The sequence below is a fragment of the Streptomyces sp. NPDC002125 genome (genome assembly GCF_053593715.1).
The window spans coordinates 546769-568293 of sequence record NZ_JBSFDD010000002.1 but is presented as its reverse complement, the minus strand read 5'-3'; the positions used below and the strand labels follow the sequence as shown (position 1 = coordinate 568293).

Below are 21525 nucleotides of genomic sequence, written 5' to 3'. Positions count from 1 at the left end.
GATCAGCCGCCGATGACGACGCGGCGCACGCCCGCCCAGTTGGCCGGGTCGGTCGTGCGGCGTCCGTCGACCAGGACACGTACGTCCGGCAGGTCGGCGGCGGCGAGCTCACGGTACTCGGCGTGGTCGGCCTGGAGGATCGCTGCGGTCACGGCCTGGCCCTCGTGCGGCACGAGGCCGTGCGCGGTCAGCTCGTCGGCCGTGTACATCGGGTCCGAGACGAACGGAACCGCGCCGCGCGCCTTCAGCGCCTCGACCACACCGAAGACGCCGGAGAAGGCGGTCTCCTTGACACCACCGCGGTAGGCGGCGCCCAGCACCAGGACCCCGACGCCGTCCAGGTCGCCGTAGGCGGCGGCCAGCAGGTCGACGGAGTACTCGGGCATCGCGGCGTTGGCCTCGCGGGCCGAGCGTACGACGGTGGCCTCGGGGTCGTTCCAGAGGTACATCCGCGGGTAGATCGGGATGCAGTGACCGCCGACGGCGATGCCGGGCTGGTGGATGTGGCTGTAGGGCTGGCTGTTGCAGGCCTCGATGACCTTCTTGACGTCGATGTCGTTCTTGTCGGCGAACCGGGCGAACTGGTTGGCCAGACCGATGTTGACGTCGCGGTAGGTGGTCTCGGCGAGCTTGGCGAGCTCGGAGGCCTCCGCCGTACCGAGGTCCCAGACGCCGTTCGGACGCGGCAGGTCCTCGCGCTCGTCGAAGTCGAGCACGGCCTCGTAGAACTCCACGCCGCGCTGCGAGGACGCCTCGTCGATGCCGCCGACGAGCTTGGGGTAGCGGCGCAGGTCGGCGAAGACGCGGCCGGTGAGCACGCGCTCCGGGGAGAAGACGAGGTGGAAGTCGCGGCCCGGGGTGAGGCCGGAGCCCTCGGCGAGCATCGGCGCCCAGCGGGTGCGCGTGGTGCCGACCGGGAGGGTGGTCTCGTAGCTGACGAGGGTACCCGGCTTCAGGCCCGCGGCGATGGCCTTCGTCGCGGAGTCCATCCAGCCGAAGTCCGGCGTTCCCTCGGCGTCCACGAAGAGCGGGACGACGACCACGACGGCGTCGGACGCGGCGACCGCGGCCGTGGTGTCCGTCGTCGCGGAGAGCAGGCCGGCGCCCACGGTCTCCTTGAGCTTGACGTCCAGGTCGTGCTCGCCGGGGAACGGCTCGGTGGCAGCGTTGACCAGCTCGACGACCTTCTCGTTGACGTCGGCGCCAATGACCTTGTGGCCCTTGGCGGCGAACTGCACGGCGAGCGGAAGGCCGATCTTGCCGAGCGCGACTACACAGATGTTCATCGGGTTACTTTCCTCTTCAGCCTGGACAGCATGTGGCGCAGGCGCCTGAACACACCCGTCTTCGTCTCCCACAGAGGAGCGGTCGTGATGACGAGACGGCCCTTCGGATTCACGTTGGCGGCGACCCGGTGCGGTACCGGTCCGCCCCAGCGCCGGGCCAGCGGCATCGGGAGGCCGTCGGTCCGCACGGGGATCTCGTACACCGAGCCTGCCACGTCGACGTAGACGCGCACACCGCGCTTGGCATTGACCGGATCGATGGGGATGCGGGCAGTCAGCCGGGACCGCGTGCCGTCCTCCGCCGCCTGCCTGTCGAACTCGCCTGCCACGCCCTGCGGCTGGGCCTTGTCCGGCAGCCTGCGTGCTCCGGGCTTGTCCGCGCTCTTGGGCATCGCGCCACGCGCCAGCGCGACCACTGCGGAGGAGGTGTCGCCGATGACACCGAGCCGCAGGACGAGCGAGAGGGACAGCTTCGTCCCCTCCTGCTCCCACTCGGCGGATTCGAGTTCCGTGTGCCGTGCGAGCCGGCCGGCCACCCCCTCGCCGAGGACCTCGTACCAGTGGTCGGGCAGGCCGGTCTCACTGTCCCTGAAGCCCGGGTACGTCGCGAACGCCCTCCCGTCCTCGAGGAGGAAGGGCGGGGCGCCGTGCTCCGCTTCCTCGGTGAGAGCAGCGGAGAGTTCGTCGACCGCACCCCTCAGGGCCAGGCCGAAACGCACGCGCCGGGTGACGCCCGTGCCGTCGCGGAGAGCGTCGGTGTAGTAAGCGTCCAGGAGTGGGGCTATCCCCTCGCACACCTGGCGTTTGGTATCCGGATCGAGAGAGGCGAAGTCTTTCTGCAGGAGCTTGGAGAGCTCCCACTCGAAATGCCGCTTGAATACGGCATCACGCTTCGGACCGGGCTCGATCAGGCCTGCGGTGTGCTCCATGATCTTCGTGACGCAGCGCAGCCGGGCCAGGTGATCGGCTCGGTAGGTGATGTTACTGGCGTCACCGCGTTTGACCGCGTAATAGTACGTGTAATCAGCGAGTACTGAGATCTTTCTCGCCCGGACACAGGCCTCGATGGTGAACGGCTGGTCGCTGCCGACCGGCATGTCCTCGGGAAAGCGCAGCTTGTGCTTCTCGACGAGGTCACGCCGGAACAGCTTGGTATTGGCCAGTGTGTACGGAAGCGCCGATTCGTACAGGCTGACGTCCGGATTGCTCTCCGCGTAGAGCTTCTGGTGCACATAGCGGCCGTTGGTGCCGACCATCTTTCCCACGACCACGTCGGAACCGTGCTCGTCGGCGCACGCCACCATTCGCTCCAGTGCTTCCTCACCGAGGTGGTCGTCGGAGCCGATGAAGTACACGTAACGACCGGTGGCCACGTCCAGAGCCCGGTTGCTCGGTGCGGCCGGGCCGCCGGAATTGGCCTGGTGCAGCACGGTGAAAGTGCCGGGGTACTCCGCTGCGAAGCGGTCGAGTTCCGGCCCGCTGCCATCCGTCGACCCGTCGTTCACGGCGACGACCTGCAGGCGGTCGAGCCCGATGCTCTGCCCTGCCAGCGAGTTCAGACACTCGGTCAGATACGGCATGGTGTTGTAGACGGCTACAACGACAGTCACATCCGGTGTGGTCAACTCCCCAGCTCCTGACCGGCTTGTCGTCCGTCCGAGAGGCGGATGGTGGTGCTACTGGCAGCCGACTCCAGCACCGAAGCCGCCACCTCCACGGTACGCAACCCCTGCCGCAGCGTGCAGATATCGGCCGACTCGCCCAGCACGGCGTCCCGGAAGAGCTCGTGCTCGACCAGCAGCGGCTCGCGCTTCGGGATCGCGTAACGGATCATGTCGCCCTCGGAGACCCCGCGGAAGGCGCGCAGCGCCTCCCATTCGGTCGCCACGGCCGCGTTCGAGTGGAACGTGAGGTCGGCGGTGAGGGTGTCGGCGATGTAGCAGCCGCGCTCGCCGGTGACCGAGGTGAAGCGCTCCTTGAGCGGACTCAGCCAGTTGACCAGGTGGTTGACCATGGTGCCGTCGGAGAGCTGGCCCACCGCGGAGACCATGTCCTCGTGCTTGCGGCCGGACTTGGAGACCGTGTGGGCCGCGATCGAGGTGTACGTCTGGCCGGTGACCCAGCCCGTGAGGTCGATGTCGTGCGTCGCGAGGTCCTTCACCACACCGACGTCGGCGATGCGGTGGGGGAAGGGCCCCTGGCGGCGGGTGACGACCTGGAACACGTCACCGAGCTCGCCGGCCTCCAGGCGGCTGCGCAGGGAGCGCAGGGCCGGGTTGCAGCGCTCGATGTGGCCGACGCCGGCCACCAGGCCGCGCGACTCGAAGGCCTCGACGAGGCGGCGGGCACCCTCGACGGTGTCGGCCAGCGGCTTCTCGATCAGGGCGCAGACGCCGGCCTCGGCCAGCTTGAGGCCGACCTCTTCGTGGAGGGCGGTCGGGCAGGCCACGACCGCGTAGTCGACGCCGAGCGCGATGAGCTCCTCGACGGTCGACAGGACGGGGGCGCCCTGCGCCCAGCCGTTCTTGTCGCCCATCGGGTCGACGACGCCGACCAGGGTCACGCCTTCGAGTCCGGCGAGGACACGGGCGTGGTTGCGCCCCATGGAACCGAGGCCGACGAGGCCTGCCCTCAGTACGGCGGTCACAGGTTCTCCCCCAGCGAGTTCACGGCGTCGGCGATGCGCGCGAGGTCACCCTCGCTCAGCGACGGGTGGACGGGCAGCGAGACGACCTCGGCGGCGGCCCGCTCGGTCTCCGGCAGGTCCCAGTTACGGCCGGCCTTCTGGTCCGGCTCCCAGTACGGCTTCAGCCGGTGGATCGGGGTCGGGTAGTAGACGGCGTTGCCGATGCCCGCCTCGGTGAGCTTGGCCATCGCGGCGTCGCGGTCGCCCTGCACCCGGATCGTGTACTGGTGGTAGACGTGGCGGGCACCCTCGGCGACCGGCGGCGTCGTGACGTTCGGCGCGGTGATGTGCGCGTCGAGGTAGGCGGCGTTGGCGCGGCGCTGCTCGGTCCAGCCACCGACCTTGGTGAGCTGGACGCGGCCGACGGCGGCGGCTACGTCCGTCATGCGCATGTTGGCGCCGACGATCTCGTTGGCGTACCGCGCCTCCATGCCCTGGTTGCGCAGGAGGCGCAGGGTGCGGGCGAGTTCGGCGTCTGCCGTGGTGACCATGCCGCCCTCGAGGGAGTGCATGTTCTTGGTCGGGTAGAAGCTGAACGTTCCGCCCGCGCCGAACGCGCCGACGGGGGTGCCGTTCAGGGCCGCGGCGTGCGCCTGGCACGCGTCTTCGACGACGGCGAGCTTGTGCTTCTCCGCGATGGGCATGAGCTTGTCCATGGCGGCCGGGTGGCCGTAGAGGTGCACCGGCATGACGGCGGCGGTGCGCGGTGTGATCGCCGCCTCGACGGCGGCCGGGTCCAGGCCGTAGCTGCCGGGCTCGATGTCGGCGAACACGACGTCGGCGCCGACGAGTCGGACCGCGTTGGCGGATGCCGCGAAGGAGAAGGAAGGGACGATCACCTCGTCGCCCGGGCCGATGCCGAGGGCGAGCAGCAGCATGTGCAGTGCGGAGGTACCGGAGTTGACGGCGACGCAGTGACGTCCGTCGACCAGCTCGGAGAAGCCTTCCTCGAAGGCAGCGACCTCCGGGCCCTGCACGACGCGACCGCTGCGCAGCACGCGTACGGCTGCCTCGATCTCTTCTTCACCGATGACCGGGCGGGCAGCAGGAATCGGCTGCTCGTTGATGCTCGTCATGGACGTCCTCCTTGAACACCGCAAGAGCTCTTCACAGGCAGAGGTCTGGGGTGCGGGACGTCTCACGAGGCCGCGCATAACCCCACCGGCAGAATGCCGACGCCCTACCAAGGAAACTTGGGTCCGGTCTGTCCTGAACCGGGCCGGTCACCGACCGTAGTTCCCTTCCAGGAACTTCACAGCCAGCGACCGCCGTCACATTATCAGGGATTTCTCAGGCGATTTCGGGCCTGTTAACCGGCTAGTGCATCAGTTCTGAAACAAAGCACGTGTCCCGCCCCGAAGGGTTCGGGGCGGGACACGGATCGATGAACAACCGGTTACGAAAGGCTCGGTCGGCGATTCACTCCGAATCGGCGGACGGAGCGGAAGCCGTCACGGAAGGCGACGACTGCTCGGCCGCGACGGTCTTCTTCGCGGCCGCCTTCTTCGTGGTCGTCTTCTTCGCGGCGGTCTTCTTCGCGACCGTCTTGGCGGCCGTCTTCTTGGTGGCCGCCTTCTTCGCCGTGGCCTTCTTCGCGGTCTTGCGCGCTGCCGTCTTCTTGACCGGGGCCTCCGACTCCGCCGCCTCGGCCTCGGGGGCCTCGGGCGTGTCGGATTCGGTGCCCGCGACCACGACGACCGCGGCCTCCTCGGCGCCGGCGGGCGACCCGGCCGGAGCGGTGACCTTGCGGGTCACCCGGCGACGGGCGCGCGGCGGGGCCGCCGGAGCGGGCTCCCCCTCGGCCGCGGGGGCCTCGGGGGCGGCCGCCTCGGGCGCCGGCGTCTCCTCGGACGGAGCGGGAGCCGGGGCCGCGGGGGCCTCGACGACCGGGTCCTCGACCGCGACGGGCTCCGCCGCGGGCTCGGCCGGCTGGACCGGGGGCGTCACATCGGCCGACTTGGGCGAGCCCGCCGGAGCGGTCGCCTTCCGGGTCGCCCTGCGACGCGTGCGCGCCGGAGGTGCGGCCTCGGGAGCGGGGGCCTCGGCCTCGGGCTCGGCCGGAGCCGCCACCGGGGTCTCGGCGACCGGCTCGGGCTGCGGCTCCTCGACGACCGGGGCCGGAGCGGGCTCCGCCACCGGAGCGCCGGCCGGAGCCGTCACCTTGCGGGTGGCACGCCGGCGGCCACGGCCGCGCGACGCCGCCGCCTCCGCCTCGGCGGGGCTGCTGTACAGCTCCTCGTCGGCCACGAACTCCGGCTCGGGCAGGGCCACCGGTGCGGCGACCTCCGCCGCGACCTCGGCCTCGGTCTCCGCCTCGTGCTGCTCGGCGTGCTCGTGGTCCTGGCCGTGCTCGTGCCCGGCACCACCGCGGCGCTTCTTGGAGCGCTTGCCACCGCCACCGGTGGAGGTCGGCTGCTCCATGTGAACGATGACGCCGCGCCCGTTGCAGTGGACACAGGTCTCGGAGAAGGACTCCAGGAGACCCTGGCCCACCCGCTTGCGGGTCATCTGGACCAGGCCCAGCGAGGTGACCTCGGCGACCTGGTGCTTCGTACGGTCGCGTCCCAGGCACTCCAGGAGGCGCCGCAGCACCAGGTCCCGGTTGGACTCCAGCACCATGTCGATGAAGTCGACGACGACGATGCCACCGAGGTCGCGCAGCCGCAGCTGGCGCACGATCTCCTCGGCCGCCTCCAGGTTGTTCTTGGTGACGGTCTCCTCGAGGTTTCCGCCCTGCCCGGTGAACTTGCCGGTGTTGACGTCGACGACGACCATCGCCTCGGTCTTGTCGATCACGAGCGAGCCGCCGCTGGGCAGGTAGACCTTGCGGTCCAGCGCCTTCATCAGCTGCTCGTCGATGCGGTACGTCGCGAAGACGTCGACCTCGGAGGTCCAGCGCGAGAGCCGGTCCGTCAGGTCGGGCGCCACGTGCGAGACATAGCCGTGGATGGTCTCCCAGGCGTCGTCACCGCTGACGATGACCTTGGAGAAGTCCTCGTTGAAGATGTCGCGGACGACCCGGACGGTCATGTCCGGCTCGCCGTAGAGCAGCGTCGGCGCGTTGGAGCTGCTGGTGTTCTTCGACTTCTTCTGGATCTCCTCCCACTGCTGCTGGAGACGCTCGACGTCACGGCGCAGCTCGTCCTCGCTCGCGCCCTCGGCGGCGGTGCGCACGATGACGCCCGCGTCCTCGGGAACGATCTTCTTGAGGATGGTCTTCAGCCGGGCGCGCTCGGTGTCGGGCAGCTTGCGGCTGATGCCGGTCATCGAGCCCTCGGGCACGTAGACCAGGTAGCGGCCGGGCAGCGAGACCTGGCTGGTCAGGCGGGCGCCCTTGTGGCCGATCGGGTCCTTGGTCACCTGGACGAGGACGGACTGGCCGGACTTCAGCGCGGTCTCGATGCGGCGCGGCCCGTGGGCCATGCCGAGCGCCTCGAAGTTGACCTCGCCCGCGTACAGCACGGCGTTGCGGCCCTTGCCGATGTCGACGAAGGCGGCCTCCATGGACGGCAGGACGTTCTGCACCTTGCCCAGGTAGACGTTGCCGACGTAGCTGGTGGCCTGCTCCTTGTTGACGTAGTGCTCGACGAGCACGTTGTCCTCGAGGACGCCGATCTGGGTGCGCTCGCCGCTCTGGCGGACGACCATCACGCGCTCGACGGCCTCTCGGCGGGCCAGGAACTCGGCCTCGGTGATGATCGGGACACGGCGGCGGCCCTGCTCCCGGCCCTCGCGCCGGCGCTGCTTCTTGGCCTCCATACGGGTCGAGCCCTTGATGGACTGGACCTCGTCGAAGCCGGTGCCGGGCTCGCGCTCGGCCTCCTTCTTACGGGGCTCGCGGACCTTGACGACCGTACGCTCCGGATCGTCGGAGCCCGTGCCGTGGTCCTCGCCGGAGGCGTCCCCGCTGCGACGGCGACGGCGACGGCGGCGACGGCTGCTGCTGGAGCCGGCGGAGGACTCGTGCTCGTCGTCCTCCTCTTCCTCGTGCGCAGGCTGCTCGTCCTCGGAGCGGTCCGACGCGGCATCGTCGCTCTGCTCGGCGTCGTCCGCGTCGGTGGCCTCGCCGCGGCGGCGGCGACGGCCACCACGACGGCGGCGGCGCGAGGGGCGGTCGCCGTACTCGTCCGACTCGTCGCCCTCGTGCTCGGCTTCGGTCTCCTGCTCGTCCTCGTGCTCGTCCTCGACGGCGGTGGAGGCTGCGGGCTGCTCGGCCGGGAGCGTGACCGGGGTCGCGGCCGGCTCGGTCTCGACGGCCTCGCCACGACGGCGCCGACGGCGGCGGGAGCCGCCCTGCGGTGCGGCCTCGGCAGCCTCGGCGGATGCGGCGGCCTCGGGGGCCTGCTTGGCCTCGGCCTTGCGCGGCGCCCGGTCCGAGGTCTTCTGCTCCTCGAAGTCGTCGCTCTCGTCGTACGGCGAGGCGGAACCGGCGGCGGCCGCGGCGGCGGCAGCGGTCTCCGGGGTCTGGAACATCGGCTCGGCGAAGACCGGGGCCTGGAACACGGCGACGGCGGGACGCGTCGCGCGGCGGCCCTTGCGGGCCGGCTCCTCGGCCTTGCCGGTGAACTCGGGTCGGCCCGCGGCGGCGGTGGCCCGGCGGCGCTGACGGCCTCGCGGCGCGGCTTCCTCGACCTGCTCGGTCTCGGTGGCCAGCTCCTCGGCGACGGCGGCGGGGAGGCTCTCGGCCTTCTCGGCCGCCGCCTCGGCGACCTCCTCGGCGGGCTGCGGCGAACCGGCCGGGGCGCTCGCCTTGCGAGATGCCCGGCGGCGTCCGCGGGGAGCCTCGGCGGCGGGGGCCTCCTCGGCCGCGGCGGGCTCCTCGACCGGGGCGGTCCCGGCGACCGGCTCGGCCACGGTCTCGGCCGGGGTCTCGGCGGACTGGGCGGCCTGCGGCGCACCGGCCGGGGCCGACGCACGGCGCCTGGTGCGGCCACGCGGGGCCGCGGCGGGCTCGGGCTCGGCCACGGTTGCGGCGGGCTCGGCGGCCTTCACCGGCTCGGCCGCGGGGGTCTCCTCCGCGACGGCCGCGACGGTCTCGGCGGACTGCGGGGCGCCCGCCGGGGCGGTCGCCTTACGGGTGGCGCGGCGGCGGCCACGGGGCGCCTCGACGACGGGCGCCTCGACGGTCTCCTCGGCCTCCTCGGCCTCTTCCTCCACGGGGGCGGTCTCGACGACCGGCTCCACGACCTCGGCGGTCTGCGGAGCACCGGCCGGAGCGGTGGCCTTGCGGACCGCACGACGGCGGGCGCGCGGTGGCGCGGCCTCGGCGGGCTCAGCGGCGGCGGGCTCAGCGGCAGCGGCCGGCTCGGCGGCCGGGGTCTCGGCCACCGGCTCCACGACCTCGGCGGTCTGCGGAGCACCGGCCGGAGCGGTGGCCTTGCGGACCGCACGACGGCGGGCGCGCGGCGGCGCGGCCTCGGCGGGCTCGGGGGTTGCGTCGGCAGCGGCCGGTACGGCCGGCGTGACGTCCTGGGCGGCGGGGGCGCCCGGCGCGCCCGACGGCGGTCCCGCGGGGCGGGAGGCCGCGCGGCGCCTGCGGCGCGGAGGCAGCTTGTCGCCGGGGGCGTTGTTCTCTTCGGTGTTCCCGGTCGTACCGGGTTCGTTCGGCTCGTGCATGCGGGCGGTTCTCCCGTCGCGCTCCCGGGCGCCGCGCCTGGTTCCGGTCCGGCGCGATTCGCGTGATGTGCGCGATACCGCCGTCCGGGGCGCGGGCGCCGCACGGGAGCTGATGTCTGGCTCGCCGGTTCCGTACGCACTGCGTACGGCCTGGCGAAAGTCTTATGGGGCGGTGCGCGGCCCGACCCAGGTGGCTCCCGAGTCCGAGGGCTGCGCTACAACGACCGCCTTACGCGGAACCTGCACCTTCCGGCGCCGTCGCGGCGGCGGCCGGATCGGCCGTGGATACGGCCGGGGCAGCCTCGCGGTCGGGCGCGAGCGGGTCGGTCACCGTGCCGGACTCCTCGTCGAAGAGCCCCTGCGCCAGCCTGGTCACCGCTGCGGGGACCGGCGGCGTTAGGTCGGCCACAGCTCGGAGACCGGACAGGACGTCGTCGGGTCGCACGGCAGGTGTCACGTGCCGCACTACCAGGCGCAGTATCGCACAGGGCCGGTCCCCGGGCCTATCAGGCTGTGGATCAAGAGCCTGCAGGTCGGCCACGGCCGCGCGGGCGTCGAAGCTGCGCATGCCGTTCTTCGCCCGGCGCTGGACCTCGACGGTCTCGGCTGCCAGGAAGGCGGCCACGGCCTTCTCCGCGTCCTGCACGGCGACGCCGTCGAGCCGCATCTCCCATACGGAAGCGGTCAGCCGGTCGGCGAGGCCGGAGGTACGGGCCTCCACCGCGTCGATGACGTCGAGCCCGTCGGGCATCGACTCGTCGAGCAGCCTGCGCAGGGTGTCCGGATCCCGCGCCTCGGTGAGGGCGATCTCCAGGAACTCGGCCTCGCTGCCCGTGCCCGTGGGGGCGGCGTTGGCGTACGACACCTTGGGGTGCGGGGTGAAGCCGGCCGAGTAGGCCATGGGCACCTCGGAGCGGCGCAGCGCCCGCTCGAAGGCGCGCTGGAAGTCTCTGTGACTGGTGAACCGGAGGCGGCCCCGCTTGGTGTAGCGCAGTCGGATGCGCTGCACCGCCGGTGCGGGCGGCGGGCCTTCGGGCTGTCGCTTGCCCAGTGGTTCTTCTCCTCGGTGCGGGGCGGCCGCGGTGGCGTGCCGCCCACGAAATACGGGGTGCCCCGGGGTGCCGCTCCGGCTCACCCCCGCCTGACGTCTGTGTCGGCAGGCAGGGAGATCTCGGAGGCGGGCGCCGCGCTGGGGACAGTCGTTGTCCTACCCAGGGTACGCGCAGCGGACCCTCCGAGTTCCCGCGAGTCCGTGACCTGGGGCGCTCCGGCGAGCGCGCGCCACGCGTCGCGGCGCGCCGTGCGCAGGGTCTCGCGGGCCGCGGACGGCGCGGCGCGTCCCGCCTCCAGGGCCGTCATCGGGCTCCCGCCGGGAATGCCTGCTTCACATCCAGGTGCCGGAGGGCGCGTCCCGGTCAGGTGCGGGCGGGATCGACCAGGCGGAACATGCCCGTCATGTCGCCGGTCGTGAAGCCGCTCCTCCGGTAGAGCGGGACGGCGCCGTCGGTGGAGAAGAGCCCGACGAAGGCCGGGGCCGGGGCGGTGCGCTCCACGTGGTCCAGCAGCCGGCGCAGCAGCGCTGTCCCGATCCCGCCCCCTGGTGGGCGGGCAGCACCGCGAGGTCCTGCACGTAGAAGTACTTCACGCCGTCTCCGACCATCCGGCCCATGCCGACGACCTGACCGTCGCGGACGGCCACCGCGCCGGCCGGCGATCCGTCCAGTGACGCGGGTACGGTCCCCCACGCGAAGGCGTGCCCCCAGCCGACCGCCTCGGCGATCCGGCGGTGTTCGCCCGGGGTGGGCAGGCGGTCGAGAAGGGTGTGGGTTCCGGTCACGTCGCCGATCGTGGAGCAGGCGCCCGGCGAAAGGCAAGGCAGTGCGCGGGACGCGACAGCGCCGGTCCGCGGACGCCGAGAGGCGCCCGGACGGGATCGTCCGGGCGCCTCTTCACGCCGTGCGCCCACTCGGCGGCCGGGACGATGCCCGAAGCCTCCGGTCCATGGGCCCCGGCTACTTCACGACCGTGAGCGGCAGGAGCTTCTTGCCGGTCGGGCCGATCTGGATGCTGGTGTCCATCTGCGGGCAGACGCCGCAGTCGAAGCACGGGGTCCAGCGGCAGTCCTCGACCTCGGTCTCGTCGAGCGAGTCCTGCCAGTCCTCCCAGAGCCAGTCCTTGTCGAGACCGGAGTCCAGGTGGTCCCAGGGCAGGACCTCCTCGTACGTCCGCTCGCGGGTGGTGTACCAGTCGACGTCGACGCCGAAGCCGGGGAGCGTCTTCTCGGCGCTCCGCATCCACAGGTCGTAGCTGAAGTGCTCACGCCAGCCGTCGAAGCGGCCCCCCGACTCGTACACCGCGCGGATGACGGAGCCGACGCGGCGGTCGCCCCGCGAGAGCAGGCCCTCGACGATGCCGGGCTTGCCGTCGTGGTAGCGGAAGCCGATGGAGCGGCCGTACTTCTTGTCGTCGCGGATCTTGTCCCGGAGCTTCTTCAGCCGGGCGTCGGTGTCCTCGGCGCTGAGCTGCGGGGCCCACTGGAAGGGGGTGTGCGGCTTGGGCACGAAGCCGCCGATGGAGACGGTGCAGCGGATGTCGTTCTGCCCGGAGACCTCACGGCCCTTGGCGATGACGTTGACCGCCATGTCACCGATCTGGAGGACGTCGTCGTCCGTCTCGGTGGGCAGGCCGCACATGAAGTACAGCTTCACCTGGCGCCAGCCGTTGCCGTACGCGGTGGCGACCGTGCGGATCAGGTCCTCCTCCGAGACCATCTTGTTGATGACCTTGCGCATGCGCTCGGAGCCGCCCTCGGGGGCGAAGGTGAGACCGGACCTGCGGCCGTTGCGGGTCAGCTCGTTGGCCAGGTCGACGTTGAAGGCGTCGACGCGGGTGGAGGGCAGCGAGAGACCGATCTTGTCGTCGGTGTACCGGTCGGCGAGGCCCTTGGCGATCTCACCGATCTCGGTGTGGTCCGCGGAGGAGAGCGAGAGGAGGCCGACCTCCTCGAAGCCGGTGGCCTTGAGGCCCTTCTCGACCATCTCGCCGATGCCGGTGATGCTTCGCTCCCGCACGGGGCGCGTGATCATGCCGGCCTGGCAGAAACGGCAGCCGCGGGTGCAGCCGCGGAAGATCTCGACGGACATCCGCTCGTGGACGGTCTCGGCGAGGGGGACGAGCGGCTGCTTCGGGTACGGCCACTCGTCGAGGTCCATGACGGTGTGCTTCGACACACGCCACGGCACACCGGACCTGTTCGGCACGACGCGGCCGATACGGCCGTCGGGGAGGTACTCGACGTCGTAGAAGCCGGGGACGTAGACGCCACCGGTCCTCGCGAGCCGGAACAGCACCTCCTCGCGCCCGCCGGGGCGGCCCTCGGCCTTCCAGGCCCGGATGATCTCCGTGATCTCCAGGACGGCCTGCTCGCCGTCGCCGATGACCGCGCAGTCGATGAAGTCCGCGATCGGCTCGGGGTTGAACGCCGCGTGGCCGCCCGCCAGCACGATCGGGTGATCGACGGTGCGGTCCTTGGACTCCAGCGGGATGCCCGCGAGGTCCAGGGCCGTGAGCATGTTGGTGTAGCCGAGCTCGGTGGAGAAGCTCAGGCCGAACACGTCGAAGGCGCCGACGGGGCGGTGGCTGTCCACGGTGAACTGCGGCACCTCGTGCTCGCGCATCAGCTCCTCGAGGTCCGGCCACACGCTGTACGTGCGCTCGGCGAGGACGCCCTCACGCTCGTTGAGCACCTCGTAGAGGATCATGACGCCCTGGTTGGGCAGTCCGACCTCGTAGGCGTCGGGGTACATGAGTGCCCAGCGGACGTCGCATTCGTCCCACGGTTTGACGGTGGAGTTCAGCTCACCGCCGACGTACTGGATGGGCTTCTGCACATGCGGGAGCAGAGCTTCGAGCTGCGGGAAGACCGACTCGGCAGACATCTGTGGACCTTCGTAGCTGGCAGGGGTGACCATCAAGCGTAACCCGGTGCTCAGCCTTTCAACGCCGCCCGGAGCCGGGGGTCCGCCGCCCGGGCCCAGGTCCCGGGCAGTTCGCGTTCCCGTGCCGCCGCCGCGGCCTCCTCCCGGCCGTACAGCAGTCCCCAGGTGAAGGCGGACTCCCCGGCCCCGTGGGCCTGGACGGCCAGGGTGCGCAGGGCGTCCCGGGCGACGACGCTGTCCTGGTGGTCGCCGAGGACCTTCTGCACGGCCTTCATCCTCCGGGCGAACTTCTTGGCCGGCTTGCCCAGGGCGGGCTTCGCCGCCTCCGCGGCGTAGCGGACGCGCTTGGCGGCCTTGCGCGCCTCGTGCATGGCCACGTCGCGCTCCTCGCCCGGAGGCTGCTCCAGGGCACCCGCCATGCGGGTGGCGAGGCGGTCGTACTCCTTGAGGACGGCGCGGGGCAGCGTGTCCCCGGGCGCCCTGCCCGCGGCGGGGCGCAGCGGGGGGTCGGCCAGCAGGGCGTCCAGGGAGTCCAGCAGGGCGAGGTAGCGGTCGCCGTCGAGCACGGAGGCCACCTGGCTCCGGGCCCCGCTGCGCCGGGCGACGAAGGTGAGCTTCAGCCGGGCGGCCACCGGCCCGAGGACCAGGGTGCCGGGCAGCCCGGCGACGCGGGAGCGGAGCCGTTCGTCGAGGACTTCCTGGTCCCGGTCGACGCCGAGCTCCCCCGCGAGCCATTTCAGCTCCTCGCGGAGCGGATCGGTGACGGTCCGGTCGAGGACCGGGCGGTACGTCCGCAGGGCGCTGCGCAGCCGGCGGGTGGCTACCCGCATACTGTGCACGCTGTCGGGCAGGTCGCGGCGGACGGCCGGGTCGAGCTCGACGACGGCCTCGGCCTGGGCGCGTACGTAGGCGAGCACATGGTCGCCGGCGCTGCGCGGGGAGGCCGCCTTCCGGGGCTTGCGGCGCTTCCCCGGTGCCGTCTCCTCCAGCGCCCTGGCCAGCTTGGACGGCGCGGCCGACGGCCGGACTCCGGCCTTGCGCAGGCGCCGCTCGACGGCGTCCAGGAGCGCGGGATCGCCGTCGTCGGCCAGCTCGACCTCCAGTTCGGTCCAGGCCGAGGTGGTGCCGTGGCCCTCTTCGGTGAGGCGCTCGGCAAGCACCTCGTCGACGCTGAGCTCGGCGAGGAGGCCGCCGTCCTCGTCGAGGAGGTGGTGGACGTCCCGCGCGGAGAGGATGCGGACGACGGGGACGACCGGGGTGTTCCGCACACGGGAGCGGAGCAGCGCGGTGAGTCCGGACGGCAGGGCGTCGCTGAGCGGGGCCCTGATCTCGTCGCGGACATCGGCGGAGACCGGGATCTTGAGGTGCCAGCCGGCGTCGTCCCCGCCCGTCCTGCGGCGCAGCGTGAGGGAGGCGGCGGCGAGCCGGAAGTCCTCGGTGTCGTAGTAGACGGCGTCGAGTTCGGTGACGCCCCGGTGGGCCACGGCCGAGACCCCGGCCGCACGGGTCAGATCCGGCAGCCGGGTTTCGGGAGTTGCTTCGTACTTCCGTTCGACCTCGCGCTTCGAGTCCGCCATACAACGAATCTATCCGCGATCGGCGCGAACATGCAGGAGGGAGCGAACCGCTCAGGCGCTTATCGGCCGTTGCACCCGGATCGACTGGAGGAGCCCGATCGCCACCCAGACGGCGAACATCGACGATCCTCCGTACGACACGAACGGCAGCGGGAGCCCCGCCACCGGCATGATCCCGAGGGTCATCCCGATGTTCTCGAAGGACTGGAAGGCGAACCAGGCGATGATGCCGGCGGCCACGACCGTCCCGTACAGTTCGGTCGTCTCGCGGGCGATCCGGCAGGCGCGCCAGAGGACGACACCGAGCAGGACGATGATCAGTCCGGCACCCAGGAAGCCGAGCTCCTCCCCCGCGACGGTGAAGACGAAGTCGGTCTGCTGCTCGGGGACGAACTGGCCGGTCGTCTGGGAGCCGTTGAAGAGCCCGGTGCCGGTGAGTCCGCCGGAGCCGATGGCGATGCGGGCCTGGTTGGTGTTGTAGCCGACGCCGGCCGGGTCGAGTGCCGGGTTGGCGAAGGCCGCGAAGCGGGCGATCTGGTAGTCGTCGAGCACTCCGAGCTGCCAGACGGCCAGGGCGCCGGCCGTGCCCGCCCCGAGGAGCCCGAAGATCCAGCGGTTGGACGCCCCGGAGGCGAGGAGCACCCCGAGGACGATGACGGCCATGACCATGACGGAGCCGAGGTCGGGCATCAGCATGACGACACCCATCGGGATGACCGCCAGGCCGAGCGCCTTGGCCACGGTCCGGTGGTCGGGGTGCAGCTGGTCTCCCGCGTCGACGCGGGCGGCGAGCAGCATCGCCATGCCGAGGATGATCGTGATCTTGGTGAACTCGGAGGGCTGGAGCGAGAAGCCCCCCGGGAGGAGGATCCACGCGTGCGCCCCGTTGACCGTGGCGCCGATCGGGGTGAGGACCGCGAGGACGAGCAGGACCGACAGCCCGTAGAGGACCGGCACCGCTCCCCGCAGGGTGCGGTGCCCGAGCCAGATGGTGCCGATCATCAGCGCGAAGCCGATGCCGGTGTTGAGCGCGTGCCGGAACAGGAAGTAGTACGGGTCGCCGTGGGTCAGCGACTCGCGGCCGCGGGTCGCCGACCAGACCAGGAGCGAGCCGACGAAGGACAGCGCGACCGCCGATCCGAGCAGCGGCCAGTCCAGCCGCCGCACGACGGAGTCCCGGGCGGTGAGCCTCACCCAGAGGGAGCGGTCCTCGGGGCCGTAGCCCGAGACGGAGAAGCCTGCCATCAGTCCCGCCTCCCCAGGGCCCCGGGGAGGGCCGCGGCGAGGGCCTGCGTGCCGTCCTCGGCGGGCGGCTCGGGGGTGTAGGGCTTGATCTTGGGCGACACGATCTGGCCGTCCGGCCTGATCGTCGGCAGCGCCTTCTGGGGCTTGGGCAGCAGGGCCTTCTTGAGGTCCTGCTTCCCGGTCGCGTCGAGCCCGTAGAGCGCGTTGTAGATGTTGCGCACGGCGGGGCCGGAGGCGCCGGAACCCGTACCACCCTGGGAGATCGTCATGACGATCGAGTATTCCTTGGTGTACGTGGCGAACCATGAGGTCGTCTGCTTGCCGTAGACCTCGGCCGTGCCCGTCTTGGCGTGCATCGGGATCTTGTCCTGGGGCCATCCGCCGAATCGCCAGGCGGCGCTGCCCCGGGTCGCGACTCCCGCGAGGGCATCGTCTATCTTGTCGCGCGTGTCTCCCTTGAAGGGGAGCTTGCCGTGGGCCTGGGGCGCGATCTCCTGGACGGTCTTGCCGTCGCCGCTGACGATCGCCTTGCCGACGGTGGGGTCGTACAGGGTGCCGCCGTTGGAGATCGCGGCGTAGATCGTCGCCATCTGGATCGGGGTGACGAGCGTGTCGCCCTGGCCGATCGAGTAGTTGACGGAGTCACCGGCGCGCATCTTGTTGCCCTCGATGCAGCCTTCGTACGCGATCTTCTCGACGTACGTCCCGTCCTTCTTGCCCTGCTTGCACCAGGAGGCCTTGTTGGCGTCGTAGAAGTCCTGCTTCCACTGGCGGTCCGGGACGCGGCCGGAGACCTCGTTGGGGAGGTCGATGCCGGTCTCCTTGCCGAGGCCGAACTGGTGGGCTGTCTTGTAGAACCAGTCCGCCGGGTTCTTCTTCGGCTTGTTGCCGCCGTCCTTGGCCCACTCCTTGTGCGCCAGGCCGTAGTAGACCGTGTCGCAGGAGACCTCGAGGGCGCGCCCGAGGTTGATGCTGCCGTAGCCCTGGGACTCGAAGTTCTTGAAGACCTGGCCGCCGATGGAGTACGAGCTCGGGCAGGGGTAGTTGCCGTCGAAGTCGTATCCGGCGTTGACCGCGGCGGTCGACGAGATGACCTTGAAGATGGAGCCGGGGGCGGCGGTGCCCTGGATGGCCCGGTTCAGCAGCGGGAAGTTGGACTTCTTGCCCGTCAGCTTCGCGTAGTCCTTGGCGGAGATGCCGCCGATCCAGGCGTTGGGGTCGTACGTCGGCAGGGACGCCATCGACACGATGCGGCCGGTCTTGGCCTCCATGACGACGACGGCGCCCGAGTCCGCCTTGTACAGCTCGTTGGTGTTGCGGTCCATCTCCTTGCGGGCCGTCTCCATCGCCTTGTTCAGCTCGTACTCGGCGACGGCCTGGACCCGGGCGTCGATGGAGGTGACGACGCTGGCCCCGGGCTCCGCCTCGTCGTTCTGCGCCTGGCCGATGACCCGGCCGAGGTTGTCGACCTCGTAGCGGGTGACGCCCGCCTTGCCGCGCAGCTCCTTGTCGTAGGTGCGCTCCAGGCCGGAGCGGCCGACCTGGTCGGAGCGGAGGTAGGGCGAGTCGGTGTCCTGCGCCTTGGTCACCTCCTCGTCGGTGACGGGCGAGAGGTAGCCGAGGACCTGCGCGGTGTTGGCCTTGCCGGGTGCGGCGTAGCGGCGTACGGCGGTCGGTTCGGCCGTGATGCCGGGGAAGTCCTCGGCGCGCTCACGGATGGTCAGCGCCTGCTGGGTGGTGGCCTCGTCGGTGACGGGGATCGGCTGGTAGGGCGAGCCGTTCCAGCAGGGCTGCGGGGTCTTGGCGTCGCAGAGCCGGACCTTGTCCAGGACTTCCTTGGGCTTCATGTCGAGGACGTCGGCCAGACGGGTGAGGACGGCGACGCCGTCGTCCTTCATCTTCATCAGCTCGGTACGGCTCGCGGAGACGACGAGGCGGGTCTCGTTGTCGGCGAGGGGCACGCCGCGCGCGTCGAGGATGGAACCCCGCACGGCGGGCTGCACGACCTGCTGGACGTGGTTGTTCTTCGCCTCGTCGGTGTACTCCTGCCCGTTGCGGATCTGGAGGTACCAGAGCCGCCCGCCGAGCGTCAGGAGGAGCGAGAAGACGAGGACCTGGATCACGACGAGACGGATCTGGACCCGCTGGGTCCTTCCGGTCTCCGGAATATTGCTCACGGAGCGCCCCCGGTGGTGGTGGTTCGGCCGGGGCCACGGAGGTCTCCCCCGGTGCTCGTCCGGTGCCGGTACTGCCTCACAGTCGCTTGACCCCCTTGATCCTTCCCGCGCGTGCGGCGCGGCTGCGGGCCGCCCTCAGGCGCATCCCGCCACGCTGGCTGCCGATCCGCAGCCCGGTGCCGGACGCCAGCCAGCCGGCGGCGACGTCGCCGCTGCCGGAGCTGTCGGCCACCGGGTCGTTCTCGGTGCGTCTGGCGAGCGCCATGATCAGCGGCACGGTGAACGGCGCCAGCAGCAGGTCGTACACCACGGCGGTGAACAGCAGGCTGCCGAGGCCCACATGGCGGGCGGCCGTGTCGCCGACGAGGGAGCCGACACCGGCGTACAGCAGCGTCGATCCGATCGCCGCGACGACGACGAAGGCCATCGGGGTGAAGGCCGACTTGAGCTGGCCGTTCTCGGGGCGTGCCATCCCGGCGAGGTAGCCGATGACACAGAGGACCAGGGCGTAGCGCCCGGCGGCGTGGTCGGCGGGGGGTGCCAGGTCGGCGAGCAGTCCCGCGCCGAAGCCGATGACGGTGCCGCTCACGGGCCCGTACACGAAGGCCAGTCCGAGGACGACGAGGAGCAGCAGGTCGGGGGTGGCCCCGGGGAGCTGGAGGCGGGCGAGGACGGAGACCTGGATCACGAGGGCGACCACGACCAGGGCGACGGAGAGCAGAGTCCTGTTCAAACGCATGGGGATCAGCTCTATTCCTGCTCGTTCGCCGCGTCACCTGCGGCCGTGTCGGCGTTGCCCGAGGCTTCGGGGGAGGCGCCGGGGGACGCGGAGGCACCGGGCTTCTCGTTGATGTTCCCGACGACCTTCCCGCTGCCGTCGACGAGGTCGCCGTTCGGCTGGACGGTGACCGTGACGGTCGGGGTGGGCTTGGGCTTCTCCGGCTTCTTGGGCTGCGCCGGCAGGACCATGTCGCGGGGGTTCTCGCGGGGTGCCTGGACGACGATGCCCACGATGTCGAGCTTGGTGAAGCCGACGAACGGGCGGACGTAGACCGTACGGGTCAGGTCACCGCCCGACGGGTCGACACGGACCACCTCGCCGACGGGCACGCCCGGGACGAAGGGCTTGTCCTTGCTGGACCCGAAGGTGACCAGCCGGTCGCCCTTCTTCACGTCGGCCTTGCCGTTGAGGAACTGGACCGAGAGCGGCCGGGACCCCTGTCCGGTGGCGAAGCCGAGCTCGTCGGTCTTCTCCAGCCGGGTGCCGACGGTGAAGTCCGGGTCGTTGGCCAGCAGGACGGTCGCGGTGTTCGGGCCGACGGTGGTGACCCGCCCGACGAGCCCCTCGCCGTTCAGCACGGTCATGTCGCGCTTGAGGCCGTCGTTCGCCCCCGCGTCGATGGTGATGGTCCAGGAGAAGCCCTGGGCCGCTCCTATGGCGATGACCTGGGCCGCCTTGATGCCGTACTGGCCGGCCCCGGCGCTCTTCAGCATGGTGTCGAGCTGCTTGACCTTGCTGGTGTTGCGGTCGTCGCTGCCGAGCTTCGTCTTCAGCTCGGCGTTCTCGTGCTCCAGGGCCGCGATCCGGTCGTGCCGGTCCCCGGAGTCCCGTACGGCGCCGATGGCGTTGCCCACCGGGTCCACCGCGGCCGCGACGCCGTTCTCGACCGGTCCGAAGACCGTGGCGGCGGCCTGCCGGGCTCCGTCCACCGGTGACTCCTCGCCACCGCGGATATCGACCGTGATCAGGGCGAATGCGATGGCGATCAGCAGCACCAGGAGCAGCCGGCTCTCTCGTGTGTCCCTCACGTGCGGCGGCCGTGCCTTCCTCGTCGGAATGTTCGTGCCTGTATACCAACGTTCCGCCGCACGGGGCGGCAGCGCCCGTACGGCGGAACGTCGTGTTCTACCGTCGGGGCTGGGCGTCCAGCACCTGCTGGAGCGCCTCGAACTCCTCGACGCACTTGCCGGATCCGAGGGCCACCGAGTCCAGCGGGTCCTCGGCGATGTGGATCGGCATGCCCGTCTCGTGGCGCAGCCGCTCGTCGAGCCCGCGCAGGAGCGCGCCGCCGCCGGTGAGGACGATGCCGCGGTCCATGACGTCGCCGGAGAGCTCCGGCGGGCACTTGTCGAGCGTCGTCTTCACGGCGTCGACGATCGCGTTGACCGGCTCCTCGATGGCCTTGCGGACCTCGGTCGCGGAGATGACGACGGTCTTGGGAAGCCCCGAGACCAGGTCGCGTCCGCGGATCTCGGTGTGCTCGTCCTTCTCCATCTCGAACGCCGAGCCGATCGTGATCTTGATCTGCTCGGCGGTGCGCTCACCGAGGAGGAGGGAGTACTCCTTCTTGATGTGCTGGATGATCGCGTTGTCCAGCTCGTCGCCGGCGACCCGGATCGACTGGGCAGTGACGATTCCGCCGAGCGAGATCACGGCGACCTCGGTGGTGCCGCCACCGATGTCGACGACCATGTTCCCGGTGGCCTCGTGGACCGGCAGACCGGAGCCGATGGCCGCTGCCATGGGCTCCTCGATGATGTGCACCTGACGCGCGCCCGCCTGCGTCGACGCCTCGATGACGGCGCGTCGCTCGACCCCTGTGATGCCGGAGGGCACACAGACGACGACCCGGGGGCGGGCGAGGTAGCGCCGCTTGTGGATCTTGAGGATGAAGTAGCGGAGCATACGCTCCGTGATCTCGAAGTCGGCGATCACGCCGTCCTTCAGCGGCCGCACGGCAACGATGTTGCCGGGCGTGCGGCCGATCATTTTCTTTGCCTCGGCGCCGACCGCCAGGATTCCGCCGGTGTTGGTGTTGATGGCCACGACGGACGGCTCGTTCAGAACGATGCCGCGCCCCCTGACGTACACCAGCGTGTTGGCAGTCCCGAGGTCGATAGCCATGTCACGGCCGATGAACGACATTGAGTTCCCCTTGTTCCCCATGAGGATGCGTCGGGCCTTCCCAAGAAGCGAAGAATGGCTTGTTTTGAGTAGGC

General features: G+C 71.0%; 14 protein-coding genes and 1 pseudogene. All 15 read right to left on the bottom strand.

The annotated features are described in order from the left end of the window. Positions 1–2 precede the first annotated feature (2 nt). The 15 genes and pseudogenes from ACWCQM_RS05565 to ACWCQM_RS05495 all read right to left on the bottom strand — a co-directional run bounded on the left by ACWCQM_RS05565 (position 3) and on the right by ACWCQM_RS05495 (position 21451). Positions 3–1286 (bottom strand): nucleotide sugar dehydrogenase, encoded by a 1284-nt coding sequence (locus tag ACWCQM_RS05565; protein WP_267075748.1) that lies wholly within the window; start codon positions 1284–1286, stop codon positions 3–5. Further along, entirely contained in the window at positions 1283–2911 is a 1629-nt protein-coding gene (locus ACWCQM_RS05560; RefSeq protein WP_450914043.1) for a glycosyltransferase family 2 protein, read from the bottom strand. Before ACWCQM_RS05560 ends, ACWCQM_RS05565 begins: the two co-directional genes overlap by 4 nt. Next, positions 2908–3933 carry a Gfo/Idh/MocA family protein gene (locus ACWCQM_RS05555; RefSeq protein ID WP_450914042.1) on the bottom strand — a complete coding sequence of 342 codons (1026 nt, stop codon included), beginning with the start codon at positions 3931–3933 and terminating at the stop codon, positions 2908–2910. Before ACWCQM_RS05555 ends, ACWCQM_RS05560 begins: the two co-directional genes overlap by 4 nt. Next, the gene (locus tag ACWCQM_RS05550; RefSeq protein WP_073746940.1) at positions 3930–5048 is read right to left on the bottom strand and encodes a DegT/DnrJ/EryC1/StrS family aminotransferase; all 1119 of its coding nucleotides are present in this window, start codon (positions 5046–5048) and stop codon (positions 3930–3932) included. Before ACWCQM_RS05550 ends, ACWCQM_RS05555 begins: the two co-directional genes overlap by 4 nt. A 343-nt stretch (positions 5049–5391) precedes the next feature. Continuing rightward, a complete protein-coding gene (locus ACWCQM_RS05545; protein ID WP_450914041.1) occupies positions 5392–9588 on the bottom strand; it encodes an Rne/Rng family ribonuclease in 4197 nt (1398 codons plus the stop codon). 229 nt (positions 9589–9817) lie between these two features. Beyond that, positions 9818–10597 (bottom strand): TIGR03936 family radical SAM-associated protein, encoded by a 780-nt coding sequence (locus ACWCQM_RS05540; protein WP_450914040.1) that lies wholly within the window; start codon positions 10595–10597, stop codon positions 9818–9820. A 406-nt stretch (positions 10598–11003) separates the two neighbouring features. Continuing rightward, entirely contained in the window at positions 11004–11141 is a 138-nt protein-coding gene (locus ACWCQM_RS05535; protein WP_450914092.1) for a hypothetical protein, read from the bottom strand. 32 nt (positions 11142–11173) lie between these two features. Next, positions 11174–11425, bottom strand: a pseudogene (locus ACWCQM_RS05530) (GNAT family N-acetyltransferase); the annotation flags it as partial. A gap of 175 nt (positions 11426–11600) precedes the next feature. Beyond that, the gene (locus ACWCQM_RS05525; protein ID WP_450914039.1) at positions 11601–13526 is read right to left on the bottom strand and encodes a TIGR03960 family B12-binding radical SAM protein; all 1926 of its coding nucleotides are present in this window, start codon (positions 13524–13526) and stop codon (positions 11601–11603) included. A gap of 50 nt (positions 13527–13576) precedes the next feature. After that, positions 13577–15103, bottom strand: coding sequence for a CYTH and CHAD domain-containing protein (locus tag ACWCQM_RS05520; protein ID WP_450914038.1), 1527 nt, complete (start codon positions 15101–15103; stop codon positions 13577–13579). Between the two features lie 51 nt (positions 15104–15154). Next, positions 15155–16348 carry a rod shape-determining protein RodA gene (gene rodA / locus ACWCQM_RS05515; RefSeq protein ID WP_450914037.1) on the bottom strand — a complete coding sequence of 398 codons (1194 nt, stop codon included), beginning with the start codon at positions 16346–16348 and terminating at the stop codon, positions 15155–15157. After that, positions 16348–18525, bottom strand: coding sequence for a penicillin-binding protein 2 (gene mrdA, locus ACWCQM_RS05510; RefSeq protein ID WP_450914036.1), 2178 nt, complete (start codon positions 18523–18525; stop codon positions 16348–16350). Before mrdA ends, rodA begins: the two co-directional genes overlap by 1 nt. A gap of 76 nt (positions 18526–18601) precedes the next feature. Then, positions 18602–19264, bottom strand: coding sequence for a rod shape-determining protein MreD (gene mreD, locus ACWCQM_RS05505; protein ID WP_073746926.1), 663 nt, complete (start codon positions 19262–19264; stop codon positions 18602–18604). 11 nt (positions 19265–19275) lie between these two features. Then, a complete protein-coding gene (gene mreC, locus ACWCQM_RS05500; protein ID WP_073746924.1) occupies positions 19276–20334 on the bottom strand; it encodes a rod shape-determining protein MreC in 1059 nt (352 codons plus the stop codon). Positions 20335–20431: 97 nt separating this feature from the next. Continuing rightward, positions 20432–21451 (bottom strand): rod shape-determining protein, encoded by a 1020-nt coding sequence (locus tag ACWCQM_RS05495; protein ID WP_073746922.1) that lies wholly within the window; start codon positions 21449–21451, stop codon positions 20432–20434. Positions 21452–21525 lie beyond the last annotated feature (74 nt).